The organism is Pseudomonas sp. Tav-5-1A, from assembly GCF_055755055.1.
Genome location: NZ_CM146901.1, coordinates 4017050 through 4043534, shown reverse-complemented (window position 1 = coordinate 4043534; position 26485 = coordinate 4017050). Strand labels below are relative to the sequence as shown.

General features: G+C 67.1%; 25 protein-coding genes. 18 read left to right on the top strand and 7 right to left on the bottom strand.

Annotated features, from left to right (window positions below):
* Positions 1 to 66 precede the first annotated feature (66 nt).
* Both AC0J42_RS18300 and AC0J42_RS18295 read right to left on the bottom strand, forming a co-directional pair.
* A complete protein-coding gene (locus AC0J42_RS18300) occupies positions 67 to 747 on the bottom strand; it encodes a Fe2+-dependent dioxygenase (RefSeq protein WP_473002875.1) in 681 nt (226 codons plus the stop codon).
* Positions 748 to 756: 9 nt separating this feature from the next.
* Positions 757 to 3129, bottom strand: a complete 2373-nt coding sequence (locus tag AC0J42_RS18295) for a TonB-dependent receptor (RefSeq protein ID WP_473002874.1) — start codon at positions 3127 to 3129, stop codon at positions 757 to 759.
* A 228-nt stretch (positions 3130 to 3357) separates the two neighbouring features.
* On the opposite strand from AC0J42_RS18295, the gene AC0J42_RS18290 reads away from it, so the two are divergent.
* The 3 genes from AC0J42_RS18290 to AC0J42_RS18280 all read left to right on the top strand — a co-directional run bounded on the left by AC0J42_RS18290 (position 3358) and on the right by AC0J42_RS18280 (position 6397).
* On the top strand, positions 3358 to 4068 hold the full coding sequence (locus AC0J42_RS18290; RefSeq protein WP_473002872.1) for a response regulator: 711 nt from the start codon (positions 3358 to 3360) through the stop codon (positions 4066 to 4068).
* A complete protein-coding gene (locus AC0J42_RS18285; RefSeq protein WP_416424974.1) occupies positions 4065 to 5444 on the top strand; it encodes an ATP-binding protein in 1380 nt (459 codons plus the stop codon). Before AC0J42_RS18290 ends, AC0J42_RS18285 begins: the two co-directional genes overlap by 4 nt.
* 197 nt (positions 5445 to 5641) lie before the next feature.
* The gene (locus tag AC0J42_RS18280; protein ID WP_416424973.1) at positions 5642 to 6397 is read left to right on the top strand and encodes a FadR/GntR family transcriptional regulator; all 756 of its coding nucleotides are present in this window, start codon (positions 5642 to 5644) and stop codon (positions 6395 to 6397) included.
* Positions 6398 to 6400: 3 nt separating this feature from the next.
* On the opposite strand, the gene AC0J42_RS18275 is transcribed toward AC0J42_RS18280, so the two are convergent.
* Complete coding sequence (locus AC0J42_RS18275) at positions 6401 to 7237, bottom strand: NAD-dependent epimerase/dehydratase family protein (RefSeq protein ID WP_473002868.1); 837 nt, start codon at positions 7235 to 7237, stop codon at positions 6401 to 6403.
* A gap of 38 nt (positions 7238 to 7275) precedes the next feature.
* The gene (locus AC0J42_RS18270; RefSeq protein ID WP_473002866.1) at positions 7276 to 8001 is read right to left on the bottom strand and encodes an oligogalacturonate-specific porin KdgM family protein; all 726 of its coding nucleotides are present in this window, start codon (positions 7999 to 8001) and stop codon (positions 7276 to 7278) included.
* Between the two features lie 360 nt (positions 8002 to 8361).
* Between AC0J42_RS18270 and AC0J42_RS18265 the strand changes: the two genes are divergently transcribed.
* The 8 genes from AC0J42_RS18265 (at position 8362) to AC0J42_RS18230 (ending at position 18255) form a co-directional block, all read left to right on the top strand.
* Positions 8362 to 9516 (top strand): mandelate racemase family protein, encoded by a 1155-nt coding sequence (locus AC0J42_RS18265; protein WP_473002864.1) that lies wholly within the window; start codon positions 8362 to 8364, stop codon positions 9514 to 9516.
* 70 nt (positions 9517 to 9586) lie between these two features.
* Positions 9587 to 11197 carry an ABC transporter substrate-binding protein gene (locus AC0J42_RS18260; RefSeq protein ID WP_473002861.1) on the top strand — a complete coding sequence of 537 codons (1611 nt, stop codon included), beginning with the start codon at positions 9587 to 9589 and terminating at the stop codon, positions 11195 to 11197.
* Between the two features lie 67 nt (positions 11198 to 11264).
* Positions 11265 to 12293, top strand: a complete 1029-nt coding sequence (locus AC0J42_RS18255; RefSeq protein ID WP_416427410.1) for an ABC transporter permease — start codon at positions 11265 to 11267, stop codon at positions 12291 to 12293.
* Positions 12294 to 12329: 36 nt separating this feature from the next.
* A complete protein-coding gene (locus tag AC0J42_RS18250) occupies positions 12330 to 13934 on the top strand; it encodes an ABC transporter substrate-binding protein (protein ID WP_473002858.1) in 1605 nt (534 codons plus the stop codon).
* Positions 13935 to 13985: 51 nt separating this feature from the next.
* The gene (locus AC0J42_RS18245) at positions 13986 to 14897 is read left to right on the top strand and encodes an ABC transporter permease (protein WP_473002856.1); all 912 of its coding nucleotides are present in this window, start codon (positions 13986 to 13988) and stop codon (positions 14895 to 14897) included.
* A gap of 10 nt (positions 14898 to 14907) precedes the next feature.
* Positions 14908 to 15747 carry an ABC transporter ATP-binding protein gene (locus AC0J42_RS18240; protein ID WP_416424966.1) on the top strand — a complete coding sequence of 280 codons (840 nt, stop codon included), beginning with the start codon at positions 14908 to 14910 and terminating at the stop codon, positions 15745 to 15747.
* A gap of 10 nt (positions 15748 to 15757) precedes the next feature.
* On the top strand, positions 15758 to 16519 hold the full coding sequence (locus tag AC0J42_RS18235) for an ABC transporter ATP-binding protein (protein WP_473002854.1): 762 nt from the start codon (positions 15758 to 15760) through the stop codon (positions 16517 to 16519).
* Between the two features lie 35 nt (positions 16520 to 16554).
* Positions 16555 to 18255, top strand: a complete 1701-nt coding sequence (locus tag AC0J42_RS18230; protein WP_473002853.1) for a glycosyl hydrolase family 28 protein — start codon at positions 16555 to 16557, stop codon at positions 18253 to 18255.
* Between the two features lie 39 nt (positions 18256 to 18294).
* On the opposite strand, the gene AC0J42_RS18225 is transcribed toward AC0J42_RS18230, so the two are convergent.
* Positions 18295 to 19230: a GlxA family transcriptional regulator gene (locus AC0J42_RS18225; protein WP_473002852.1), complete on the bottom strand. Its 936-nt coding sequence runs from the start codon at positions 19228 to 19230 to the stop codon at positions 18295 to 18297.
* A gap of 168 nt (positions 19231 to 19398) precedes the next feature.
* On the opposite strand from AC0J42_RS18225, the gene AC0J42_RS18220 reads away from it, so the two are divergent.
* The 3 genes from AC0J42_RS18220 (at position 19399) to AC0J42_RS18210 (ending at position 22423) form a co-directional block, all read left to right on the top strand.
* The gene (locus AC0J42_RS18220) at positions 19399 to 20076 is read left to right on the top strand and encodes a type 1 glutamine amidotransferase domain-containing protein (protein WP_473002851.1); all 678 of its coding nucleotides are present in this window, start codon (positions 19399 to 19401) and stop codon (positions 20074 to 20076) included.
* Positions 20077 to 20228: 152 nt separating this feature from the next.
* Positions 20229 to 21413 (top strand): aminotransferase class V-fold PLP-dependent enzyme, encoded by a 1185-nt coding sequence (locus AC0J42_RS18215; protein ID WP_473002850.1) that lies wholly within the window; start codon positions 20229 to 20231, stop codon positions 21411 to 21413.
* A gap of 26 nt (positions 21414 to 21439) precedes the next feature.
* Positions 21440 to 22423: a tetratricopeptide repeat protein gene (locus AC0J42_RS18210; protein ID WP_416424960.1), complete on the top strand. Its 984-nt coding sequence runs from the start codon at positions 21440 to 21442 to the stop codon at positions 22421 to 22423.
* Positions 22424 to 22434: 11 nt separating this feature from the next.
* Here the strand turns inward: AC0J42_RS18210 and AC0J42_RS18205 are convergent, their stop codons facing one another.
* Positions 22435 to 22896 (bottom strand): nuclear transport factor 2 family protein, encoded by a 462-nt coding sequence (locus tag AC0J42_RS18205; RefSeq protein ID WP_473002848.1) that lies wholly within the window; start codon positions 22894 to 22896, stop codon positions 22435 to 22437.
* Positions 22897 to 22950: 54 nt separating this feature from the next.
* Between AC0J42_RS18205 and AC0J42_RS18200 the strand changes: the two genes are divergently transcribed.
* The 3 genes from AC0J42_RS18200 (at position 22951) to AC0J42_RS18190 (ending at position 24497) form a co-directional block, all read left to right on the top strand.
* Positions 22951 to 23448, top strand: a complete 498-nt coding sequence (locus AC0J42_RS18200; RefSeq protein ID WP_473002846.1) for a GNAT family N-acetyltransferase — start codon at positions 22951 to 22953, stop codon at positions 23446 to 23448.
* Positions 23449 to 23726: 278 nt separating this feature from the next.
* Positions 23727 to 24032 carry an NIPSNAP family protein gene (locus AC0J42_RS18195; RefSeq protein ID WP_473002844.1) on the top strand — a complete coding sequence of 102 codons (306 nt, stop codon included), beginning with the start codon at positions 23727 to 23729 and terminating at the stop codon, positions 24030 to 24032.
* A gap of 123 nt (positions 24033 to 24155) precedes the next feature.
* The gene (locus AC0J42_RS18190; protein WP_473002842.1) at positions 24156 to 24497 is read left to right on the top strand and encodes a carboxymuconolactone decarboxylase family protein; all 342 of its coding nucleotides are present in this window, start codon (positions 24156 to 24158) and stop codon (positions 24495 to 24497) included.
* Between the two features lie 6 nt (positions 24498 to 24503).
* Here the strand turns inward: AC0J42_RS18190 and AC0J42_RS18185 are convergent, their stop codons facing one another.
* Positions 24504 to 25391: a LysR family transcriptional regulator gene (locus tag AC0J42_RS18185; protein ID WP_416424955.1), complete on the bottom strand. Its 888-nt coding sequence runs from the start codon at positions 25389 to 25391 to the stop codon at positions 24504 to 24506.
* A gap of 103 nt (positions 25392 to 25494) precedes the next feature.
* Between AC0J42_RS18185 and AC0J42_RS18180 the strand changes: the two genes are divergently transcribed.
* Positions 25495 to 26484, top strand: coding sequence for a zinc-dependent alcohol dehydrogenase family protein (locus tag AC0J42_RS18180; protein ID WP_473002840.1), 990 nt, complete (start codon positions 25495 to 25497; stop codon positions 26482 to 26484).
* Position 26485: the final 1 nt, after the last annotated feature.

The following is a 26485-nucleotide window of genomic DNA, read 5'->3' as shown; positions in this document are numbered from 1 at the left end:
AGCTGGCTTGCCAGCGAGCTTTTCGGGGGCACAACAGCTCGCTGGCAAGCCAGCTCCCACAGGTGGTTAAACGTCGCTCCAGCGGCGCAGCAGGTTGTGGTACACGCCGGTCAGTTGCAGCAGCGATTCGGCGTCGGCCTGCTGCTGGTCGAGGCGCTGGATGGCCACGTCCATGTCCAGCAGCAGGCTGCGCTGGCTGTCCTCGCGCACCAGGCTTTCCACCCAGAAGAACGCCGCCAGGCGCTCGCCACGGGTGACCGGTTCGATGCGGTGCACGCTGGTGCCGGGGTACAGCACCAGGCTGCCGGCGGCCAGCTTCACCCGGCGCTCGCCGAAGGTGTCGCGGATCACCAGCTCGCCGCCGTCGTAGCGGTCGGCGTCGCTGAGGAACAGCGTCGCCGAGAGGTCGGTGCGCACCCGTTCGCGCACGCCCTTGAGGCCACGAATGGCATTGTCGATATGGAAGCCGAACGATTCCCCCTCGCCGTAGCGGTTGAACAACGGCGGGTAGATCTTCTTCGGCAGGGCGGCCGACATGAACAGCGCGTTGTCGCCCAGCCGCGCCAGGATCTGCCCCCCCAGATGGATGGCCTGGGGGTTGTCCTCGGCCAGCTGGCGGTTGTGCTTGGCCCGCGCCGAACCCACGCCGGCGGTGGCCTTGCCGTCGCCCCAGGGCTGGGCCAGCAGTTGCTGGCGCAGTTGCTGCAGTTCATCGGCGCTAAACAGCGAAGGGATCTCGATCAGCATGGCCAGGCCTCAGAAGCTATAGTCGACACTGGCGGTGAGGGTGCGCCCGGCACCCGGCACGCCATACAGCTGGAAGCCGTCCAGCGAGGCACCGATCTGGCTGTAGTAGAAGGTGTTGAAGATGTTGTTGAGGTTGACGTGCACGGTGGTCTGGGCGTTGACCTTGTACTGCGCGGCCAGGTTCTGCAGCCAGTAGCCGGGAGCCTTTTCGTTGTCCTTCACGTACACCGCGTACACGCCCGAGGCGCCGCTGGCGTAGCTGCTGTTGTTGCTCTGGCCACCCACGTACTTGTTGTCGGTGTAGCGGCGGCGGCCCACGTAGTTGGCGCCGTAGCTCAGGCTCAGGTCATCGGTGACGTCGTAGGTGGTCCACAGGTTGAAGGTCAGGTCGGGGACGTTCTTGGCCTCGCTGCCCTTGTTGGCGCCCTTGGTCTGCACGCTCTTCATGGCCGAGAAGCCGGTGAAGGCGGTCCAGCGGTCGGTGATGTTGCCCGACAGCCCCAGCTCTACGCCGTCCACGCGCTTGGCGGGCAGGGCACGCACGGGCGAGGTCTCGCCCTCGGCGTATTCCCAGGAGTTGTCCAGCTCGGTGCGGAACAGCGCGGCGGTGAGGTTCAGGCGGTCGTGGGCCAGGTCCCACTTGGTGCCCACCTCGTAGGTCTTGGCGCGGGCCGGGGTGTAGTTGCTGGTGGTGGCGGCCCCGTAGATCTGGTTGTTGGTGGACGCGCCCACCGCCGAGGGTTGCGCCGCCGAGCTGTAGGAGGCGTAGATGCTGCCGTTGGGCAGCGGTTTGTAGACGATGCCGGCGCGGCCGCTGAGGGCACCGTCGCTGCTGCTGATGGTGGCCACGTCGCGTTGGGTGGTCTGCGCTTTCCAGTAGTCATAGCGCAGCGAGCCCAGCACTTGCCACTGCTCGTTGAGGTTGATGGTGTCGCCGAAATAGACCGCCGAGTCGTCCACCACCGAGCGCGGGTCGCCGGAGCCTTCCACGGTCCAGGTGCTGGGGAAGTCATGGGACGGGTCGGCCATGTCGAAGACCATATTGCCGGTCGGTACTTCGGCGTCGCGGGCCAGGCCGCCGTAGGTCTCGTGGTAGAACTCCAGGCCGCTGACAATCGAGTGCTGCAGCGCGCCGGTGTTGAAGCTGAAGCTGTAGTCGGTCTGGTTGTCGAGGATGGTGTAGCGCTTGGACTGCCCGTAGTTGTTGCCGCGCAGGATGCCGTAGGCGGTGTTGCTGTTGTTGACGTAGTCGGTGTAGGCGTTGACGGTGCTGTTGGGCACCTGGCTCACGGCGCCCACGCCGGTGTAGCCCAGGTTGGCGCAGCGGGTGCCGCTGCAGGTCTTGTTGCCGCTGGCGTCGCTGGCGAAGAAGCGCGCCGGCGACAGCACCGAGAAGCTGTCGGTGCGTTCCCAGCGCAGCTGGTTGCGCAGGTGCGAGTCGTTGTCGAAGTCGTGCTCCACGCGGGCAGTCAGCGACATCGTCTTGGTCTGCTGGGTGTACAGGTCGGAGCCGTACCAGTTGCTGCGCTTGACCCCCGGCATGGTATCGCCGTTGGTGCCGCGCTGGATCGGCAGGCCGGTGTCGGGGGTGTTGTCGTCCTTCTGGTAGAACAGGTCGAGGAAGTAGCGGGTGTCGGTGCCAAGGCCGGTGGCGAACGAGGTGGCCAGGCCGTAGCGGTCGTAGTCGACGTTGTCGCGCTCGCTGACCTGGTTGTAGTGGCGCATCAGGTTGACGCGCACCGCGCTGGTGTCGTTGAGCTGGTAGTTGAAGTCGCCGGTGACGCGCTTGTAGGCGTCGGTGCCGATGCCGGCCGAGACCTTGTTGGCGTTGCCCAAGTGGGCTTCCTTGCTCAGCAGGTTGACGCTGCCGCCCACCGCCGACACGCCCGATTCCACCGAGCCGGTGCCTTTGTAGACCTCGGCCTGGGCCAGGTTGAAGGTGTCGGTGCGGGTGGACATGCCGGCGTCGCGCACGCCGTCCACGGTCAGGCTCTGCTCCGAGCTGAAGCCGCGGATGGAGAACAGGTCGCCCCAGCCCAGGTTGCCCTCGCCGGACATGAAGGTGATGCCCGGCACGTTGCGCAGCACTTCCTGCAGGCTCTGGGCGTTCTGCTCGGTGATCACCTGCTGCGGCACCACGGTGACGCTCTGCGGGGCGTCCAGCAGCGGCGCGCCGATCTTGGCCGACGACGCGCGGTCGGTCTTGTAGAGGCTGGGGCGGTCGCTGTCGACGTTGATGTCGGGCAGGCTGATGGCCCCGCTGGCCTGGGCCGTGTCGGCCCAGCCAGGGGTGGGCACCACGCCCAGGGTGGCGATGCCCAGCAGCGGTGCCAGGGTGCGTTGCAGGGTGAGGCCTGCGGCCGGTGAAGGGGACGACTTCATTTGTACTACCTTGTGTTAAATTGGAATCGATCTTATTTAGATTGGTAGTCTAATGAGCGCTCCCGGCCTGCAAGGCGGGGCTTTGTATCGAAAACGCAGCGTTATTGCGTTCCAACACATTCCATTACATTTGCGCCCGCCAGGGCGGCGAATTTTGACTATTGGTAGCCGCCTGTCCTCGGCCTGTACGGGGCGGGCTTTCATACGCCGAGATAAAAAGCACCTTTGATGAGCAAGCAAGACCACCTGCTGGTCGTCGACGACGACCCCGAAATCCGCCAGTTGCTGGGCGATTACCTGCGCGACGCCGGCTACCAGGTCACCACCGCCGCCGACGGCCGCGAGATGCGCCGGCGCCTGGAGCTGAACGTCATCGACCTGATCGTGCTGGACGTGATGCTGCCCGGCGAGGACGGCCTGAGCCTGTGCCGCGAGCTGCGCGTGACGGCCAACACCCCGGTGATCATGCTCACCGCCCGCGGCACCCTGGTCGACCGCATCGTCGGCCTGGAAATAGGCGCCGACGACTACCTGCCCAAACCGTTCGACCCGCGCGAGCTGCTGGTGCGCATCAAGGTAGTGCTGCGCCGGGTGCAGAGCTTCCCTGACCGGGCGCGGGTGGACGACGTGGCGCTGATCCGCTTCGGCGCCTGGCAGCTGGACACCCGCGCGCGCCACGTGCTGTCGCCGGCGGGGGTGGTGATCAACCTGGGCAACTCCGATTTCCGCGTGCTGCGCCTGCTGCTGCAGCACCCCAACCGGCCGCTGAGCCGCGAGTTTTTGCTCAACCATGTATTCGACAAGGCCAGCACGCCGTTCGACCGCGCCATTGACGTGTGCGTCAGCCGCCTGCGCCAGCAGCTGGACCCCGGCCTGATCAAGACGGTGCGCAATGAGGGCTACATGCTCACCGTCGACGTCGACGCACAGCCGTCATGAGGCTGTGGCCACGCACGCTGTTCGGGCGGCTGGTGATCATCCTGGTGGCCGGCATGCTGGCGGCGCAGCTGCTCACCAGCAGCATCTGGTTCGACGTGCGCCACAGCCAGGTGCTGGAGATTCCCACGCGGCTTATCGCCGCGCGGGTCGCCGACATCGTCCGCCAGGCCCACCGCGACCCGGCGCAGGTGGAGGCGCTGGTGGCCATGCTCGACTCGCCGCGCTTCCACCTCAGCCTCAGCGACAGCGCCAGCACCCGGCAGGAGCGCCTGGCCGAGAGCGACGAGCCCACCCAGCGCCTGCTGGAGAAGGTGGTGTCGCAGCGCACCGGCTACGTGGAAACCCTGCACCTGCTGCGCCTGGACATGGTCGATGGCGAGAACAAACGCGTGGGCTGGACCCAGCTGATGGCCGGGCACCCGGCGGCGGGGCGCTACCTGATTGACGTGCGCCTGCCCGACAACCGCTGGCTGCAGGTGCAGGCCCTGGAAGACCAGGGCTGGAGCAGCCGTACGCCCCAGGACATCGTGCTGGACTACATCCTGCGCATTTACCTGCTGCGCATCGTGGTGCTGGTGTTGATCGCCATGGTGGCGGTGCGCCTGGCCATCCGCCCCCTGACCCAGCTCACCGAAGCGGCCCAGCGCCTGGGCCGCGACATTCATCGGGCGCCGCTGCTGTTGACCGGCCCGGTGGAGGTGCGCCGCGCGGCTGAGGCGTTCAACGCCATGCAGCAGCGGCTGATCGCCAACCTGGCCGAGCGCACGCGCTTCCTGGCGGCCATATCCCACGACCTGCGTTCGCCCATCACGCGCCTGCGCCTGCGCGCCGAGAAGGTCGCCGAGCCCGAGCTGCAGGCGCAGTTGCGCCGTGACCTCGATGACATGGAACAGATGGTGGCCAGCACCCTGGAGTTCGTCGCCGGCGGCCAGGTCAGCGAGGAGCGGCAGCCGCTGGACATCAACTCGCTGCTGCTGAGCCTGCAGGCCGACTTCGACGACCTGGGTGAACACATCGAGGTGCAGGGCCGCGCCCAGCAGCCGATCCCGGCGTTCGCCCGCAGCCTCAAGCGCTGCGTGCACAACCTGCTGGAGAACGCCGTGCGCTATGGCGGCCAGGTGCAGGTGCTGGTGGAAGACAGCGACCAACAGCTGAGCATCACCATCCGCGACCATGGCCCGGGCATTCCCGAGCATTTGTTGCAGCAGGTGCTGGAACCCTTCTACCGCGTGGAAGGCTCGCGCAACGCCAGCTCCGGCGGCTACGGCCTGGGCCTGAGCATCGCCAACACCGTGGCCGGCGCCCACGGCGGCAGCCTGGTGCTGGCCAACGCCGCCGGCGGTGGGTTGCGGGCGGTGCTGCGGCTGCCCCGATGACGCGGCCTGCGCAACGCCTGTAGCAGCTGCCGCCAGGCGGCGTCCGAACGATGACGCGGTGTTGCCGGTGACGCGGCCTGCGGCCGCTGCTACGGGGCGGCGTCTGGGCGATGACGCGGTGGCGCGGTGGGATCGTTGTCGTACAACCAAATGAGCTATGATGCGCGTTCATTCGCCTACCGGGATGTTTGCCGCCGATGGATTATCAAGATGCCCCCACCAGTGTTCGCGCCCGGCACCGCAGCCTGGCCGAGGACCTGGTCGCCGAGCTGTCGCGGCGCATCCACAGCGGCGAGATCAAGCCGGCGGCCAAGCTGCCCACCGAATCCCAGGTGATGGCCGAGCACGGGGTCAGCCGCACGGTGGTGCGCGAGGCCATCTCGCGGCTGCAGGCCGCAGGCCTGGTGGAAACCCGCCATGGCATCGGCACCTTCGTCCTCGACCTGCCCAGTCCCACCGGCTTTATCATCGACCCGGCGAGCGTGGTCACCCTGCAGGACGTGCTGGCGGTGCTGGAACTGCGCATCAGCCTGGAAGTGGAGGCCGCCGGCCTGGCCTGCGCGCGCCGCACCGAGGCACAGCTGCAACTGATGCGCGAATCCCTCGACGCCCTCAACTCGCGGGTCATCAGCGTCGAGTACGCGGTGGCGGCAGACTTCCAGTTCCACCAGCAGATCGCCCTGGCCACCGGCAACGCCTACTTCACCGACATCATGCTGCACCTGGGTGTGAGCATCCTGCCGCGGGCGCGCCGGCACTCCACGCGGGTGGTCAACGACAAGACCGAGCCCTACCTGGAGCGCCTGAGCCGCGAGCACGAAGACATCTACCAGGCCATCGCCCGTCGTGACGGCGACGCCGCCCGGGCGGCGATGCGCCTGCACCTGTCCAACAGCCGCGAGCGCATGCGCCGTGCCTACGAGGCCGCCGACGCCGAGGCGTCGAACGCCTGAACCTCAGCGCCCGGCGCCGTCCTCGAAGGGCCCGGCGGCCGTGAACGGCCCGCCCTGGAACTGGCTGCCGGCCTCGGCCACGGCGGGCAGCGGCTGGCTCTCGATTTTCCCGCGAAACTTCTCCGAACTGTCCTGCGGCGCATAGCCCAGGTGGGCCGCATGGCGGTTGCTCCACCACAGGTCGCGGTTGGCGGAAACGCCGTACACCACGGTATGGCCCACGTCCCTGGTCAGCAGCGCACGCGCCACCAGTTGCTCAAGGTCCGGGTAGCTCAGCCAGGTGGACAACATGCGCCGGTTGCGCGGTTCGGGGAAGGATGAGCCGATGCGCAGGCTCACGGTCTGGATGCCATAGCGGTGGAAGTAGAAGGTGGCCAGGTCTTCGCCATAGGCCTTGGACAAGCCGTAGTAGCCGTCCGGGCGCCGCGGCGAATGGGCATCCAGTTCCTCACCCTGGGGGTAGAACCCGGTGACGTGGTTGGAGCTGGCGAACACCACGCGCTTGATGCCGTGCTGCCGCGCTGCCTCGTACACATGGAAGGTGCCGCGGATGTTGGCCTCCAGAATCTCCTCGAACGGCCGCTCCACCGACACCCCGCCCAGGTGCACGATGGCGTCCACCCCCTGGCACAGCGCGGCGACCCCGGCCTTGTCGGCCAGGTTGCCCGGCAGTACTTCATCGTGGGCGCCCCGGCTGGGCGCCATGGGGCTGATGTCGGTGGCGCGCACGACGTCGGCGTGGGCCTGCAGGGCTTCGCGCAGTATCTGCCCCAGGCCGCCGGCGGCGCCGGTCAGCAGGATGCGCTGGAAAGGTTTGGGTGTGGCGGCTTGCGTGGTCATGGTCAGTTCGTCCATTGAGCTGCGGGAGGGAAGGGGGCTTACATGAAGTTGTAAACGACCCCCAGGCGCCAGCGCACCTGGCGATCGTCGGAGGTGGTATCGACCTTGATGTCGCCGATTTCCATGAACGGCACCCATTGCCTGGTCAGTGCGTACTTGATGATCAGGTTCTGTTCGTAGTCGTCTTTCTTGTTGGCGTAGCGGATGTAGTCGGTCTTGAAGTAGATGAACTGGTACTCGTAGGCCCACTTGCTGGCCGGCGTGTAGCCCAGCCAGCCCTCGAAGCGGTTGACGTGCTGGTCGTTCTTGGCGTTGTCGGCCATGTCCTCGTCAATCGCGTCGCGGTTGAGCTTCTTGGTGTCCAGGCGGTAGCGGGTGGCCACGTAGTAGCGGTCGTTGATCCGGTACTTGTACTTGAGGCCGAACTTGTAGGTGGTGGCGTCGCTGGAGCTGTCCATCTGGAAGGCCGGGGTCAGGGTGGCCTGGGGGTTGAGCGTGTAGTTGTAGCTTACGGTGAACTCTTCGCCGTTGTTGACCATGTTGTCGTAGGCCACGTCCTGGCGGTCACCCGCGGTGCGGTACTTCATCTCCGCTTCGAAACCCAGGCCGCTGGCAAGCCGGTAGTTGAGCTTGATGCGGTCGGCATGGGCGCGGTCGCTGTCGGTGTACTGGTGGCGGTAGTCGATGCTGGCGGTATCGGCGCTGGCGGCGAAGGGCAAGCCCAGGGCCGCAAGCGTGGCAAGCGTGCGTAGGGTGGTGTTCATACGGTCTTCTTTTTTGTTTTTGTTGGGGGCGTTGACTAGCACTACTCACAGCAAGGTGTTGCGTTTGGATCTCATTTGTGGCTTAGAAATACGTTATCGTACGACAAGATGACTCGTCTACGAATAAACCACGATTTTTCACTATTTTTTTTCTGATACATATCTGCAATGGGGCTTACAGGCGCACCTTCCAGCGGCTAAGTTATTGCGAATGCTGGACTAAATCGGCAAATGCACAGGTTTTTGTCGAGGTGGCCGGGTTTTTTCAGGGGCTTTTCAAGTGTTGTACGATGACATATGCTCGCCGCCAACAGATGCAAGCTTTTCCACAAATCCAATAAAAAAAGGCTGAAGACGCCCATGAGAATCACAGCAGTCAACGTCCAGGTTTTTGCCTACCCCACCCGCCGCGCCGTCGACAGCGCCGGCCACGCCCACCCCGGTGACGTCACCCAGGCGCAGATGGCCCTGCTGCGCATCCGCACCGAAGGCGGCGACGAGGGCTATGCCTTCGGCGCCCCGGAACTGATCCGCCCCTACGTGCTGGATGGTTTCGTGCGCAAGGTGCTGATCGGCCAGAACGCCTTCGACCGCGAGAAGATCTGGCACGACCTGGCGCACTGGCAGCGGGGCAGCGCCAGCCAGCTCACCGACCGCGCCCTGGCCCTGGTGGAGCAGGCGCTGTGGGACTGGGCAGGGCGCAAGCTGGGGGTGCCGGTGCACAAGCTGATCGGCGGTTTCCGCGACAAGGTGCCGGCCTACGGTTCGACCATGTGCGGCGACGAACTGCCCGGCGGCCTGGCCACCCCGGAAGACTACGGGCGCTTTGCCGAGACCCTGGTGCAGCGCGGCTACAAGGCCATCAAGCTGCACACCTGGATGCCGCCGGTGTCCTTCGCCCCCAGCCCGCGCATCGACGTCAAGGCCTGCGCAGCCGTGCGCGAAGCGGTGGGCCCGGACATCGCGCTGATGCTCGATGGCTACCACTGGTACAACCGCACCGATGCCCTGTACATCGGCCGTGAACTGCAGAAGCTCGACTTCGCCTGGTTCGAGGAACCGATGATGGAGGAGTCGGCCGAGTCCTACGCCTGGCTGGCGGGGCAACTGGACATCCCGGTGCTGGGCCCTGAGACCCTGGCCGGCAAGCACCTGAGCCGCGCCAGCTGGGTCAAGCACGGCGTGTGCGACATCCTGCGCGCCGGGGTGGCCGGGGTCGGGGGCATTACGCCGTGCCTGAAGGTGGCGCACCTGGCGGAGTCGTTCGGCATGGATTGCGAGATCCACGGCAACGGCGCGGCGAACCTGGCGGTGGTCGGCGCCATCAAGAACTGCACCTGGTACGAGCGCGGCCTGCTGCACCCGTACCTGGACTACGACGAGGTGCCGGCCTACCTCAAGCGCCTGGTCGACCCCATGGACAGCGACGGCTTCGTGCACCTGTCGGCCCTGCCGGGGCTGGGCGAGGACATCGACTTCGACTTCATCGAGACGCACACGCTCAACCACTATTGAGTTGCACGCGGGCGCCCGGCGCAAGCCGGTTGCCCCAGGGCCCTATAACTATAAAAAAGGCACTCTCGTCATGACTATTCTTGCTTCGCTGTGGCCACGGCTGCTGGCGGCCGCACTGGCGCTTACCACGCTGCCGGCAGCCCACGGCGCAACGCCCGCCGACCAGTTGATCGTCGGCATGAGCATGGCCAACCTGCTGTCCCTGGACCCGGCCGGGGCCACGGGCCTGGACGTGGCCGAGGTCAACGCCAACCTCTACGACATGCTGCTGGTGCAGGACGCCGCCCAGCCCGATCGGCTGCTGCCCGCCCTGGCGCAGCAATGGCAGGTCAGCGCCGACCGCACCACCCTGACCTTTACCCTGCGCCCGGGCGTGCGCTTCCAGTCCGGCAACCCGCTCACGGCGCAGGACGTGGCCTGGTCGCTGCAACGGGTGCTCACGCTCAACCTGGCGCTGGCGTCCACCTGGAAGGCCTACGGCTTCACCGCCGACAACGCCGGGCGCTACCTGCGCGCACCCGATGCCAGCACTTTCGTGCTGGAGTTGCCGCGGCCCAGCGACCCGCTGCTGGTGCTCAACACCCTGGCCACCTCGCCCAGCGCGTTCATCCTCGACCGCCAGCAGGTGCTGCAACACCAGCAGGGCAACGACCTGGGCGCCGCCTGGCTGAAAACCCACGCAGCCGGCAGCGGCGCCTTCGTGCTCAATGACTGGCGCGCCAACGACGTGATCCTGATGAGCCGCTTCGACGGCTACTGGGGTGGCCCCGCCAGGCTCAAGCGCGTGGTGATGCGCAACATGAGCGAGTCCCAGACCCTGCGCCTGATGATCGAGCGCGGCGACCTGGACATTGCCAAGGGCATGTCCGCGCCCGACATCGCCGCCCTGCGGGGCAACACCCAGGTGCGCACCGAGAGCGTGCCGCGCGCCACCCTGTATTACGTGGCCCTGAGCCTGAAGCAACCGATGTTCGCCGACGTGCGCGTGCGCCAGGCGGTGCGCCTGCTGATCGATTACCAGGGCATCGACCGCACGGTCATGCCGTACTACGGCGTGCTCAACCAGCGGCCGTTGCCCCTGGGCATGCCCGCGCGCCTGCCTGACCCCGGCTACCGCCTGGACGTGGCGCAGGCCAAGGCGCTGCTGGCCCAGGCCGGCTACCCCCATGGCTTCAAGACCACCGTGCGGGTGCTGGCCGAGCCGCCCTTCATCAACATCGCCTCCAGCCTGCAGGCCACCCTGGCCCTGGCCGGCATCCAGGCCAGCATCCTCACGGGCACCGGCAACCAGGTCTACGGCGCCATGCGCGAGCGCACCTTCGACATCATCGTCGGCCGTGGCGGTGGCGGCGCCGAGCGGCACCCGCACTCCAGCCTGCGCACCCTGGTGTACAACCCGGACAACCGTGACCAGGCACGGCTGAGCAACTTCCAGGGCTGGCGCACCAGCTTCTACAGCGCTGCGCTGAACCAGCAGATCGAGCGCGCCGAGGTCGAGCCCGACCCCGCGCGACAGACCGCCGACTACCAGCGCATCCAGGCGCAACTCGATGAGCAGGTGGGCGCCATCCTGCCGGTGTCGCAGATGACCGACACCGTGCTGGTGCACGCCGACGTCGCCGGCTACCAGGGCCACACGGCCGCCACCACCCGCTACAAGGATGTCTACAAGCTGCGCTGAGCGGCACGGATGGAACTGGCGCGCCGGCTGCCCCGGTGCGGATTATCAGGAGCTCACAATGTTTGTCATGACTGCCTCTGCCCTGGGCGCTCGCGCGTCCTCCACCGCCCGGCGCGCCAGCACCGTGCTGGTGACCCTGCTGGGCCTTTTGCTGCTGACCTTCTTCATTGGCCGGGTGATGCCGCTGGACCCGGTGCTGGCGGTGGTCGGGCCTGACGCCGACCGCTCCACCTACGCCCAGGTGTACCAGGCCATGGGCCTGGACAAGCCGCTGTGGATGCAGTTCGGCCTGTACCTCAACGACCTGCTGCACGGCAATTTCGGCAACGCCCTGCTCACCGGCCACCCGGTGCTGGACGACATCCGCCGGGTGTTTCCGGCCACCCTGGAACTGGCCACCCTGGCCATCCTGTTCGGCGTGGTGATCGGCCTGCCGCTGGGCGTGTGCGCCGCCAGCAACCAGGGCCGCGCGGGCGACCACCTGGCCCGGGTCATCGGCCTGTTCGGCCACTCCACGCCGATTTTCTGGCTGGGCATGATGGGCCTGCTGGTGTTCTACGCCTGGCTGGGTTGGGCCGGCGGCGCCGGGCGCATCGGCCTGGCCTACGACGGCCTGGTGCCCGAGGTGACCGGCCTGCTGTTGATCGACACCAGCCTGGCCGGGGACTGGGAGGCGTTCGCCAGTGCCCTCAGCCACATCGTGCTGCCGGCGCTGATCCTGGGCCTCAACTCGGTGGCCTATATCAGCCGCATGACCCGCAGCTTCATGCTCGAACAGCTGTCCCAGGAATACATCGTCACTGCCCGGGTCAAGGGTTTGTCGCGCCGCCAGGTGGTGTGGGGCCATGCCTTTCGCAACATCCTCGTGCAGCTGCTGACGGTGGTGGCCCTGGCCTACGGCGCGCTGCTGGAAGGCGCGGTGCTGATCGAGACGGTGTTCGCCTGGCCTGGCTTCGGCCAGTACCTCACCAGCAGCCTGATGCTGGGCGACATGAACGCGGTGATGGGCTGCGTGCTGGTGATCGGCCTGATTTTCGTGGTGCTGAACCTGATCAGCGACGCGCTGTACAAGGTGTTCGACCCACGCACCCGCTGAGCCGGGCTGGCCCTTATAAAAACAAGGATGCTTGATATGAAGACTGCCTGTATGAACCGCTGCCTGCTGGCCACCGTGCTGGCCCTGGCGCCCGTGGCCGCGGCTACCGCCAAGACGCCGGTGGACCAGTTGATCGTAGGCATGAGCCTGGTCAGCCTGTTTTCCCTGGACCCCGCCAACGCCCCCGGCCTGGACGCCTCGGGCATCAACGCCAACCTCTACGACACGCTGATCAAGCGCGACCGCGGCAACCCGGAGCAGCACCTGCCGCAATTGGCCGAGCGCTGGGAGGTCAGCGAGGACGGCAAGCAGGTGACCTTCCACCTGCGCCCAGGGGTGAAGTTCCATTCGGGCAACCCGCTCACCGCGCACGATGTGGCCTGGTCGCTGTACCGGGTGATGAAACTCAACTACGGCCTGGCCACCACCTGGAAAGCCTACGGCTACAGCGTCGACAACATCCAGGCGCTGATTCGCGCCAGCGATGACCTGACCCTGGTAGTGGAGCTGCCGCGGGCCATGGACCCGCTGCTGGTGATCGACTCCCTGGCCACCTCGCCCAGCGCCGTGGTGGTGGACCGCCAGGCGGCCCTGGCCCATGAGAAGAACGGCGACCTGGGCGCCAGCTGGCTGGTGACCAACGAGGCGGGCAGCGGGCCGTTCGTGCTGGGCAAATGGAACGCCAACGACGTGCTGCTGATGACCCGCTTCGACGGCTACTGGGGCGGCGCCCCGCGGCTCAAGCGCGTGGTGGTGCGCAATATGACCGAGTCCCAGTCCCTGCGGCTGATGCTGGAGCGCAGCGACCTCGACCTGGCGTTCGGTATGGCCGCGCCGGATATCCGCGCCCTTGACGCCGAGCACCGCCTGCAGGTGCAGTCGCTGGCGCGCGGCACGATGTATTACGTGGCCATGAGCATGAAGCAGCCCGAGTTCGCCAAGCCCCAGGTGCGCGAGGCGGTACGCGACCTGATCGACTACCAGGGCCTGGACCAGCGCGTGATGCCGTACTACGGCACCCTCAACCAGCAGCCCATGCAACTGGGCCTGGCCGCACGCCTGCCGGACCCGGGCTACCACCTGGACGTGGCCAAGGCAAAAAAACTGCTGGCTGAGGCCGGCTACCCCAACGGCTTCAGTACCACCATCCGCACCTTGTCCGAGCCGCCCTACATCGACATCGCCGCACGCCTGCAGGCCACCCTGGCCGAAGGCGGGATCAAGGCCAGCATCGTCACTGGCACCGGCAACCAGGTGTACGGCGCCATGCGCGCACGCACCTTCGACATCATTGTCGCCCGTGGTGCCGAGCGTTACCCGCACCCGTATTTCAGCCTGCGCACCTTCGCCTACAACCCCGACAACAGCGACGACGCCGGGCTGGCGAATTTCCAGGGTTGGCGTGCCTCGTTCTACAGCCCGGCGCTCAACCAGCTGATCGACCAGGCCGGCCGCGAGCGCGACAGCACCAGGCGCCTGGGCCTGTACCACCAGGCGCAGGCGCTGTACGACCAGCAGGTGGGGCCGATCCTGATGATCTCGCAGATGACCGACACCGTGGTCAGCGCCGCCGACGTCAAGGGCTTCGCCGGCGACGACGCCGAGGCCACGCGCTACCTGGGCGTGTACAAGCAACGCTGACGGCTGCCCGGTGCGCCGGGCGATCCTCATTCCCTGAACGAGAACCTGTTCATGAGCAATCTGTCCTCGACCGATGTCCCCGCCGCCCCGCGGCTGGGCACCCCAGGCTCCAGCTTCGACGCGGCCTGCAAGCGCGGCGTGAAACTGCTGCGCCAACTGCTGCGCGACCCCATGACCCTGGCCGGCCTGCTGGTGGCGCTGGTGCTGGTGCTGGTGGCCGCCTTCGCGCCCTGGCTGGCCAGCCACGATCCCGCCGCCCAGGACCTGGCCGCCGCCCTACAGGCGCCAGGCGCCGGGCACTGGCTGGGCACCGACGAATACGGCCGCGATGTCTTCAGCCGGCTGGTCTACGGCGCACGCATCACCCTGTACATCATCACCCTGGTGACGGTGGTGGTCGGCCCTATCGGCCTGCTGGTCGGCACGGTGTCCGGCTATTTCGGCGGGGCAGTGGACACGGTGTTCATGCGCCTGACCGACATCTTCATCTCGTTCCCCAGCCTGGTGCTGGCCCTGGCCTTCATCGCGGCCCTGGGCCCCGGGCTGGAGCACGCGGTGGTGGCCATCGCGCTGACGTCGTGGCCGCCCATCGCGCGCCTGGCGCGGGCGGAGACCCTGGCGCTGCGCCAGGCCGATTTCGTCGTGGCGGTGCAGCTGCAGGGCGCCTCGGCGGCGCGCATCATTGCTCGCCACATCGTGCCGATGTGCCTGTCGTCGGTGATCATCCGCCTGACCATGAACATGGCCAGCATCATCCTGACCGCCGCCGCCCTGGGCTTCCTCGGCCTGGGGGCCCAGGCACCGTCGCCGGAGTGGGGCGCGATGATCTCCACGGGCCGGCGCTACATGCTCGAGTGCTGGTGGCTGGTGGCCGTGCCGGGGGCCGCGATCATGCTCGTGAGCCTGGCGTTCAACCTGCTGGGCGACGGCCTGCGGGACATTCTTGACCCGCGCAGCGAGTAACGGAGGCGGTATGTCTGACATCAAGTTGAAGGTCGAAGGGCTGGACGTGCGCTTCGTCAACGGCCAGCGGCACACCCACGCGGTGCGCGACGTGTCGTTTACCCTGGGGCGCGAGAAACTGGCCATTGTCGGCGAGTCCGGCTCGGGCAAGTCCACCGTGGGCCGCAGCCTGCTCAAGCTGCACCCGGCCAGCGCGCACATCAGCGCCAGGGCCTTGCAGTTCGGCGAGGTGGACCTGCTGGCCGCCAGCGAAAAGACCATGCAGGGCATTCGTGGCCGGCGCATGTCCATGGTCATGCAAGACCCCAAGTACTCCCTGAACCCGGTGGTGAAGGTGGGCGAGCAGATTGCCGAGGCCTACCTGGCCCACCACAAGGCCAGCCGCCAGGAAGCCCGCGAGCGGGTGCTGGAAATGCTGGCCAAGGTGCACATTCGCGACCCCCAGCGGGTCTATCACCTGTACCCCCACGAGGTGTCCGGCGGCATGGGCCAGCGCATCATGATCGCGATGATGGTCATCACCCGCCCCGAGGTGATCATCGCCGACGAGCCGACCTCGGCCCTGGACGTGTCGGTGCGCCAGCAGGTGCTCAGCGTGCTGCAGGAGCTGGTGGAGCAGCAGGAGATGGGCCTGATCTTCGTCAGCCACGACCTGCACCTGGTGCGCAACTACTGCGACCGCGTGCTGGTGATGTACGCCGGGCGCGTGGTGGAGTCGCTCGCCGCCAGCGACCTGCACAATGCCCAACACCCCTATACCCGTGGCCTGCTGGCCGCCTTGCCGAGCCTGGACAACCGCCGCGAGCGGCTGCCGGTGCTGCAACGCGACCCGCTCTGGCTGACCAACTGAGGAGCCGTCCATGTCCATGATCCACGCACACGCCCTGAACCTGAGCTTCGGCACCGGCGCCGGCGCCAATCAGGTGCTGCACGACGTCAACCTCAGCGTCGCCGATGGCGAGGCCTTCGGCCTGGTGGGGGAGAGCGGCTCGGGCAAGACCACCGTGCTGCGCTGCCTGGCCGGGCAATACCGGCATTGGCTGGGGGCGCTGAGCATCGCCGGCGTGCCGTTGCAGCACACGCTGCCCAAGGCACACTTTCGCCACGTGCAGATGGTCTTCCAGGACCCTTATGGTTCCCTGCATCCGCGGCACACGGTGGACACTGCGCTGCGCGAGCCGCTGGTGATCCACAAGGTGGCCGACAAGGACGATCGCATCCACGAGCTGTTGCTCAAGGTCGGCCTCAACGAGAGTTTCCGCTACCGCTACCCCCACCAGTTGTCCGGCGGCCAGCGCCAGCGCGTGGCCATTGCCCGCGCGCTGATCCTCGAACCGCGGGTGCTGCTGCTCGACGAACCGACCTCGGCGCTGGACGTGTCGGTGCAGGCGGAGATTCTCAACCTGTTGGCGGATTTGCGCCGGCGCGAGAAACTCACCTACCTGATGGTCACCCACGACCTGGGCGTGGTGACCCACCTGTGCGACCGCGTGGCGGTGATGCAGCAGGGCCGCATCGTCGAGCAGCTGGACTGCCAGGCGCTGGGCCAGGACCTGGCCAGCCATGCCTACACCCGCCTGCTGGTGCAGGCCAGCCGTGACTTCAGCCAGCTCGCCGGTTGATCGAACTAATCGCTACCGTGCCCAAGGAACCTCACATGCCCTGCAACCCGATACCCCGCTGCCTGCTGGCGACCCTGGCGCTGGCGTGCAGCCTGCCGGCCTGGGCGCTGGACGCCCCGGCTGACCTGCAAGTGCCGACCCTGGCCTACGACGACCACAGCGTCATCCTGGTGTGGCACAAGCCCGCCGGCCACGCCGCCATCCGCGACTACCGGGTGTACGCCAACGGCACGCTGCTGGGCAGCGTCAACGCCAACCATGACCAGGTGTCGCCGGCCAAGCCGCTCATGGACCGCTTCTACGCCCAGGACAGCGGCCAGTTCCACACCCGCATCGGCCTGCACAGCTACACCGCCCAGGGCCTGAAACCCGACACCGCCTACCGCTTCACGGTGCGCGCGGTGGACGCCGGCGGCCACGAGTCGGCGGACAGCCCGGTGCTGGAACAGCGCACCACCGCGGTGGCGCCGGTGTTCGACGTCAAGCGCTACGGCGCCAAGGGTGACGGCAATAGCCTGGACACCCAGGCCATCCAGCGCGCCATCGACGCCTGCACCCCCGGCTGCAAGGTGCTGCTGCCCCGGGGCACCTACAAGAGCGGCGCGCTCTACCTGAAAAGCAACATGACCCTGGAGATCGCCCAGGGCGCTACCCTGCTGGGCTCCGAGCGGGCCGAGGACTACCCGCTGGCCGGCTACCGCCAGTACCCGTACTCGACCACGCTGCGCCCGGCCTCGCTGCTCAACGCCTTGCCCCGTGACCCCAGCCAGCACCAGCGGTTCGAGAACATCCGCATCGTCGGCCTGGGTACTGTCGACGGCAACGGCTGGAAGCAGCACCCCGAGGGCGTCTATGTGGCCAGCAACAACAGCCGCTATGCCCAGGACGGCATCCTCGCCAAGGCCCAGGTGGAGCAGGCGGTGGCGCGCGGCATGAACGTCAAGGACGCCTATGGGCAGATGCGCTCGTCGCTGATCACCCTGCGCAACGTCAGGAACGTCTTCTATGGCGGCTTCACCGCGGTGAACCCGGCGTACCACGGCATCATGAACCTGGAGACGGAAAACGTGGTGCTGGCCAACACCACCCAGCGCACCTACGACGCCAACAACGGCGACGGCATCGAGTTCGCCAACAGCCGCGGCGCCATGGTCTTCAACAACGTCTTCGACACCGGCGACGACTGCGTCAACTTCGCCGCCGGCACAGGCGCCGACGCGGTGCACCAGCCGCCGCAGCAGGGCGCCTGGATCTTCAACAACTACTTCCGCCATGGCCATGGCATGGTGGTGGTCGGCAGCCATACTGGCGCCTGGATCGAGGGCATCGTCGCCGAGGACAACATTGGCGACGGCACCGACGCCGGGCTGCGGATGAAGAGCACCACCTTCATGGGCGGCGGCGGGCGCGACGTGATCTTCCGTGACTCGGCCCTGCGCGACATGGCCAGGCAGGCGTTCATCATTACCCTGGACTACAACGACCCGAACGCCATCCTCGACTATCGGCGCTCGGCGGTGGCGGCGCAGTTTCGCGACGTGCGGGTGAGTGACGTCAGCGTCGAGGGCAACCATGGCGTTGGCATCGAGATCAAGGGCGACAGTGCCCATGGGGTTTATCACCGGGACTTGAGTTTCGAGCGGGTGCGTTTCAGCGGGCCGGCGGCGGTGCAGGTTGATGGCGCGCAGGGTGTGCGTTTCGATGAGGTGAGCTTTGGCTACCCTGCAAAACCGTGACGCGGCCTGCGGCCGCTGCTACGGGGGGGCATCCGGTGATTACGGTGTGGCCAGGCGTTTTTGCAAGGCTTGCGGCGGCTGGCCGAAGGCGCGCAGGAAAGCCTGGCGCAGCCGTTCGCGGTCGCCGAAGCCGGTTTCCCGGGCAATGACCTCCACCGGGTGGCGGCTGGTTTCCATCAGCGCCCGCGCCGCTTCCACGCGCAACGCCTCGATGGCCTTGGCCGGCGTGCGCCCGGTCTCTTCGCGAAACACCCGGCTGAACTGCCGCGGGCTGAGCCGCGCCACGGCCGCCAGGGCGTCCACCGACAGGTCGTCGCGCAGGTTCTCCCGCGCGTAGGCCAGGGCCAGCTGGATGCGGTCGGAGCGCGGGTCCAGCTCCAGCAGCGCCGACAGCTGCGACTGCTCGCTGCCGCGGCGCTGGGCAATCACCAGCTTGCGCGCCACCTGGCGGGCCAGGTCGTGGCCCAGGTCGCTTTCCACCAGGGCCAGCGCCACGTCGAGGCTGGCGCTCATGCCGGCGCAGGTCCACAGGTTGCCATCCACCACGTACAGGCGGTCTTCTTCCAGTTGCAGGTGGGGGTAGCGCTTGCGCAGGGTAGGGGCGTGCAGCCAGTGGGTGGTGATGCGCTTGTCGTCCAGCAGCCCGGCCTCGGCCAGCACGAAGACGCCCATGCACAGCGACACCACGCGTCGTGAATGCACCGACGCGGCCTTGACCAGCGCCGGCAGGCTGGCCTCGGGCAGGCGGAAGTCCAGGTAGCCGCTGACGATCAGCGTGTCGTAGCCCTCGGCGCGCATGGGCGTAGTGTTCACCGAGAATCCCTGGGAGCTCATGACCGCGCCGCCGTGCTCCGATACCAGGTGAAAGGCGTAGGCCGGCTCGCCGCGCAGCAGGTTCGCGCACTCGAACACCGAGCCGATGGACAGGCTCAGCGGCTGGAAATTGGGGTAAACCACAAGGGCGACGCTGTGCATGGGCCGGCTTCCGGGAGGGCGGGGCAAAGGCCTGATTGTCGGCCGCAGGGCACGGACTGGCAACGGCTTTGTCAGATGTCCGGAATCCTTGCGGATACGACATTGTGAGTGTCATCCGCCCGCCCTACCATTCACTTCAACAGCTCCCCACCTTGCGAGGCTACGGCAATGAAAGTACTGATGGTATTGACCTCCCATGACCAGCTCGGCAACACCGGGCGCAAGACCGGCTTCTGGCTGGAAGAATTCGCCGCTCCCTATTACGCCTTCAAGGACGCTGGCGCCCACGTGGTGCTGGCCTCGCCGGCTGGCGGCCAGCCGCCGCTGGACCCGAAAAGCGACGAGCCGGACTTCCAGACCGCGCTCACCCAGCGCTTCAAGGCCGACCCCGCCGCCCAGCAGGCGCTGGCTGGCACCGTGAAGCTGGACAGCGTCAAGGCCGGCGACTTCGACGCGGTGTTCTACCCCGGCGGCCACGGCCCGCTGTGGGACCTGGCGGAGTCGCCGGTGTCCATTGCCCTGATCGAAGCCTTCGAGCGCGCCGGCAAGCCGATTTCCTTCGTCTGCCACGCGCCGGGCGTGCTGCGCCACGTCAAGGCCGCCGATGGCCAGCCGCTGGTCAAGGGCCGTCGCGTCAGCGGTTTCACCAACTCGGAAGAAGAGGGCGTGGGCCTGACCGACGTGGTGCCGTTCCTGGTCGAAGACGAGTTCAAGGCCCTGGGCGCCCTGTATGAGAAAGGCCCGGACTGGCAGCCCTTCGTCATCGAGGACGGCCTGCTGATCACCGGCCAGAACCCGGCCAGCTCCGAAGCCGTGGCCCACGCGCTGCTCAAGCGTTTGGCCTGACAGGACGCGGCCTGCGGCCGCTGCTACACCTGTAGCAGCGGCCGCAAGGCCGCGTCACGGCCCACCCCCACCCATCAGGTATACTCCTTGCGCCTTCCCCCTGGCCCCGTAGCAGCTGCCGCCAGGCGGCGTCCGCCTTTCAAGGAGATCCCATGCCCACCCCGTTTGAACTGGCCAGCGACGAGGCCTTCTGGGCCGACATCGCCCGCCGTTACCCCCGCGACCCGCAGGTGATCAACCTCGACAATGGCTACTTCGGCCGCATGAGCCAGGGTGTCGTCGAGGCCTACAAGCAGGCCATCGACCAGGTCAACCGCAGCAACGCGGTGCACGTGCGCGAGCTGTTCGACACCCGTGAAAGCCTGGCCATCCGCCAGCAGCTGGCCGAGCTGATGGGCCTGCCTGCCGGCGAGCTGGCGTTCGCCCGCAGCGCCTCCGAAGCGCTGTTCTCGCTGATCCGCAACTACAACCGCCTGCAACCGGGCGACCAGGTGCTGATCAGCGACCTGGACTACCACGCGGTGCAGGATGCCTTCCGCTGGCTGGCCAAGGCGCGTGGCGTGGAGGTGATCGAGATCCGCCACGCGCACCCCGCCAGCCACGACGCACTGGTGAGTGCCTACACCGACGCCTTCGCCGCCCACCCGCGCCTCAAGCTGATGGCGCTGACCCACGTCACCCACCGCACCGGGCTGATCATGCCGGTCAAGGCCATCGCCCAAGCGGCCAGGGCGCAGGGTATCGACGTGGTGTTCGATGGCGCGCACTCCCTCGGCCAGCTGGAGGTCGACCTGGCCGACATTGGCATCGACTTCGCCGGCTTCAACCTGCAGAAATGGATCGGCGCGCCGCTGAGCCTGGGCGTGATCCACGTGCGCCGCGAACGCCTGCAGGCCTTCGACCCGGACATGGGCAGCCAAAGCTACCCGGCCGACGACATACGCTGCCTGTCGCCCTACGGCACCCCCAACGTGCCGGCGCTGATGGCCCTGCCCGAGGTGTTCGCCGAGCATGCCGCCATCGGCGGCTGGGCGGTGAAGGGCGCGCGCCTGCGCTACCTGCGCGACCTGTGGGTGGGCGAGGCGCGGCAACTGCCGAACCTCGAGGTGCTGACCCCGGATGACCCGCGGCTGTACTGCGGCATCACATCATTGCGCTTCACCCAGGCGGCCGATCAAGGGGCCATGGCCGCGCGGCTGCTGAACGAATTCGGTATCTTTACCGTGGCCCGCAGCGGCTCGGCGTGCGGGCCGTGCATTCGCGTCACGCCGGGGCTCAATACCAGCGTGGCGGATATCCAGGCGTTGGTAGCGGCGCTGAAGCAGTTGGCTGGCTGATCACCCCCCCCATGGAAAGGACCACCATGCGCATTATCCGCTTTGAAACCTTAATGGCGTTGCCACTGTTGTTGATGATGCTGTGCTGCCAGGCGGCGCCCTTGGCCACCAGCGACCAGGCCCAGGCACTGTTTGCAGCAGAGCACTATCAGGCAGCGATCGAGGAGGCCGACCGCGTGTTGGCGATAGACCCGGCCGACAGCGAGGCGCTGAATATTAAGGCCCGCGCGGTGTCCGTGCTGGGCGATGACCGCAGCGCCATACGCCTCGTCACCCAGGCACTTGAGGCGGCCGGCAAAACCGGCCGGGCATCCGTCGTCCAACAGGCAACCTACTGGAACAACCTCGGTTATTTCAATGAGCGTCAGCGCAACTTCGACTACGCGCTGGACTGCTATCAGAAGTCCTTGAAGATGCGCTTGGCCGCCCTGGGGGCCAACGATCTGCAGACCGCCGACAGCTACAACAACCTGGGTACCACCCTGAGCAAGCTGGGGCGCAATGCCGAGGCGTTCGCCAACCTGCGCAAAAGCCTGGCCTTGCGCCAACGCTTGCTGGGTGAGCACGACGCTACCGTCGCCGTCGCCCTGAACAACCTGGGCAACGCCTATGCCCAGCAGGGCGATTACCGCTCGGCCCTGCCATTGTTCCAGCAGGCGCTGGATATCGACATGGCCTTGCACGGCCCCTCGCACCCCACGGTTGCGATTCGCTGGAACAACATGGGTGACGCCTACCGTGGGCTCGGCCAGTATGACCAGGCCGAAGTGTTCCTGAGCAAGGCGCTGGCCAGCGACCTGGCGACCTTCGGGGAAAACCACCCCAAGGTAATATTGCGCTACAGCAACCTGGCACGGGTCTACGAGGCGCAAGGCGACCGGTCCAAAGCCAGCGCGGCCTACACCAAGGCCCTACAGATCGTGCGGCAGGTCGACCCCGACGATGCGGGGCAGATCCATTACCTGCAGGGCCGGCTGCAGGCCCTGCAACACAGCCCCAACCCGGTGTAGCAGCGGCGGGTTCAGAACATGGTGTTGTCGTTCGCCGCATGCTGCGGCACGGCCTGGATCACGTCCCAATGCTCGACGATCTGGCCATCCTTCACGCGGAAGATGTTGACGATGGCCCGCCCGCGGTCATCCGGCCCGCTTTGCGAGTGGTTGTGCAGCCACACCAGGTCGCCGTCCACCGCGCTGCGCAGGATGCGCGAGCTGGCGTGGGGGTACTGCTTGAAGTAGCCGGTGAAATAGTTCACGAAGGGCGCCTTGCCGTCCGGCACCTGCGGGTTGTGTTGCTTGTATTGCGGGGCAACCACCGTCGACGCCTCGGCCACCTGGTGCTGGTTGAAGAAGCGGTTGTAGAAGTCCACCACCAGCGCGCGGTTCTGCTCGGCGCTGTTCTGGGGGGCGGCATAGGCGGCAGGCGCTGCCAAGGCGGTGAGCGATAGGGCAAGATAGAGCGTTGCGAAGCGGGGTCGGGTCATGGCGGCAGGTTTCCGATAGGTCGTGAGTATTCATTGAAGCAGGAGCAAGGCGTAATGACGTGCCCGTTTGAGATTGCAGGCGTGCGCAGCGCGGACATTCCCGCCGCGCTGGACTTCGTGCTGGCGGCGCGCGAGCAGATGTTCCCCAAGCTGCGCGACAGCGCCATGCCCGGCGACCTGGCCGCGTTCGAGGCGGTCTATGTCAACGGGGCAGGGCGGTTCCTGCTGGCCCGCGACCAGGGGCGCATTGTCGGTGCCATTGGCTACCTGCCGTACGACCGCCGTTTCCCCGCGCTGGATTACCCGGGGCAGCAGGTGGTGGAGGTGGTGCGCCTGTTCGTGCTGCCGCCGTACCGCCGGGTCGGCCTGGCCAGGGCCTTGTACGCCGAGCTGCAGCAGGCCGCCCGGCAGGCCGGCGTGCAGGTGATGTACCTGCACACCCATCCTTTCCTCGCCGGGGCGGTAGACTTCTGGCAGCGCCAGGGGTTCGAGCTGCTCCGCGTCGACCCTGACCCCGTCTGGCAAACCACTCACATGCACCTGCCCCTGTAGCAGCGGCGGGGCGGCCATCCGCCGCCAGGCCGCGTCCAGGCTCACCGCAGTATGTCGGGAAAAGCGCGGCGCCGGTGACGCGGCCTGCGGCCGCTGCTACAGAAACCGCGTCGTGTGCATCGTGATCGGCGGGGTGCGCGGGGCCCCGTAGCAGCTGCCGCAGGCGGCGTCAGAGGCCCGACACGGTGTGCCTGCGATCCTGCGGCGCCGGTGACGCGGCCTGGTGGCCGCTGCTACGGGGGCGGGTACAATGGCGGTTTATTCAAGGGACTGTTGCCATGATCACCTGCCACGTCAAATACGTCATCGACCCCTACCAGCTCGCCGCGTTCGAGCGCTACTCGCGGCAATGGATCGGCCTGGTGACCCGCCTGGGCGGCCAGCACCACGGTTATTTCCTGCCGGCCGAAGGCGCGAACAACATCGCCTATTGCCTGTTCAGCTTCCCCAGCCTTGCCGATTACGAGCGCTACCGCCAGGCGGCGGCCGAGGACGCGGAGTGCGTGCGGCTGGTGGAAGAGGCGACCGAGCTCAAGTTTATCCTGAGCTATGAGCGCAGCTTCTTGCGGCCGGTGCTTGAGTGACGCAGTGCGCGCCTGCGACGCCTGGACAATAAATCGGACCACTGGGACAAGACCGTACCCAGCAGCAGGTAGACACTGAGGTGCTCGCGGCGCAACCCCGCGCCGACCTCAGGAGATACCACCATGTTCAGCCATTGGCCAGACCTGCTCGCCACTGTCAAAAAATCCTTTGGTGCCCTGTCGCAATCCAACCCCAAGATGGTCAAGGCCTACATGGCCCTTGGCGACGCCGCGGCGGAAAACAACGTGCTGGACGCCAAGACCCGCGAGCTGATTGCCCTGGCGGTGGCCATCACCACGCGCTGCGACGGTTGTATCGGCAGCCACTCGGCAGCCGCCATTGCCGCCGGGGCTACCCGCGAAGAGGTTGCCGCGGCCCTGGCCACGGCGATTTCCCTGAATGCCGGCGCTGCGTATATCTATTCGCTGCACGCGCTGGAGGCGTATGACGCGCTGAAGCAATGACGGCGCTCAATACTCCCTGAACGCCGCCGTGGCGAAGTCCAGGAAGCTGCGCAGCTTGGGCGTCAGCTGCCGGTCCGGGGCGTACAGCAGGTGCATTGGCGAGGCGGGGGCCTGGTATTGCGGCAGCAGCGCCAACAGGGTGCCATCGCGCAGGGCATCGCGTACCAGCTCCTGGGGTTGCAGCACCACGCCCAGGCCGGCAATGGCGGCGGCCAGCAGCGGGTCGCCCTGATTGATGGTCAATCTGCTTGTAATCGGCACATCGATCAGGCCTTCCGGGCCTTCGAAACTCCAGTGCGAGCGGCCATCGGCGAAGGCGAAGCCCAGGCATTCGTGCTGTTGCAGGTCCCAGGGGCTGGTCAGCGCCGGGCGCCGCCCCAGGTACGAAGGGGCGGCGCACAGCACCAGCCGGTAGGGCGCCAGGGGGATGGCCTTGAGGCCGCTGTCGGGCAGCTCGCCGATGCGGAACACGGCGTCGTAGCCGCCGTCCACCAGGTCGACCATGTCGTTGTCCAGGGCCAGGTCCACGGCCACCTGCGGGTAGCGCACCATGTATTCGAGCAGGCGCGGCGACAGGCTGCGCATGCCGAAAGTCACCGGCGCGTTGATGCGCAGGCGCCCGCTGGGCACGCCACGGGTCACCGCCGCCAGGTTTTCCGCGGCCTCCATGTCGGCCAGGATCAGCTTGGCCCGCTGGTAGAAGGCCCGGCCGAAATCGGTGACGCTCTGCCGCCGGGTGGTGCGGCTGAGCAGCGACACCCCCAGGTGTTCTTCCAGCAGTTTCACCTGTTTGCCCACCAGCTGCGGCGACAGCTTGAGCTCGTCCGCGGCGGCGCTGAAGGAGCCCAGCTCCACGGCCTTGACGAAGGTGGCCATTTGGGTCAACCGGTCCATTCCAAACCTTTTGTTTCTAGTGTCGGCCTATCCTAGGCCTTTATCCCGCTGCCACCAACCACTAGATTGGCGGCCATGTCACCCATCATCTGGAGTTAAGCCCATGGCACGCATTGTCAGGATTCATCAATACGGCGACGCCAGCGTCCTCGCCCTGGAAGCACTGGACGTCCCGGCGCCGGCGGCGGACGAGGTGCAGATCAACGTCAAGGCCATCGGCCTGAACCGCGCGGAAGTGATGTTCCGCAACCACGCTTATTTACAGGAAGCCGAGTTTCCCTCGCGCCTGGGCTACGAGGCGGCCGGCATTGTTGTCGCGGTGGGCAGCGCCGTAACCGACGTGGCCGTGGGCGACGCGGTCAGCCTGATTCCGCCGCTGGACATCGCCCGCTGGGGCACCTACGGCGAGGTGGCCAACGTGCCGGCGTACCTGGTGGTGAAGCACCCGGCCACCCTCAGTTTCGAGCAGGCGGCCGCGTCGTGGATGCAGTACGTCACCGCCTGGGGCGCGCTGATCGAGCAGGCAAACCTGCAGCGCGGCGACACCGTGCTGGTGACCGCGGCCTCCAGCAGCGTCGGCCTGGCCGCCCTGCAAATCGCGCGCAGGGTCGGCGCCACGGCGGTGGCCATCACCCGCACCCGCGCCAAGGCCCAGGCGCTGCTGGACGCCGGCGCGGCCCAGGTGATTGTCAGCGATGAAGAAGACATCGTCGCGCGGGTCATGGCCCTGACCGGCGGCGAGGGCGCCCGTGTGGTGTTCGACCCCATCGGCGGCCCCGGTTTCGAGGCGCTGACCCAGAGCATGGCCCGCGGCGGCATCCTCCTCGAATACGGTGCCCTGAGCCCCGAGCCGACGCCGTTCCCGCTGTTCACCGTGCTGGGCAAGAGCCTGACGCTCAAGGGTTACCTGTACGCGGAAATTGTCAGCGACCCGGCGGCGCTGGCCCGCGCCAAGGCCTTTATCCTCGCCGGGCTAGCATCGGGTGAGCTGGCGCCGATCATCGCCAGGACCTTCACCCTGGACGAGATCCAGCAGGCGCACCGTTACCTGGAAGCCAACCAGCAGGTGGGCAAGGTGGTCGTCAGCGTTTAAA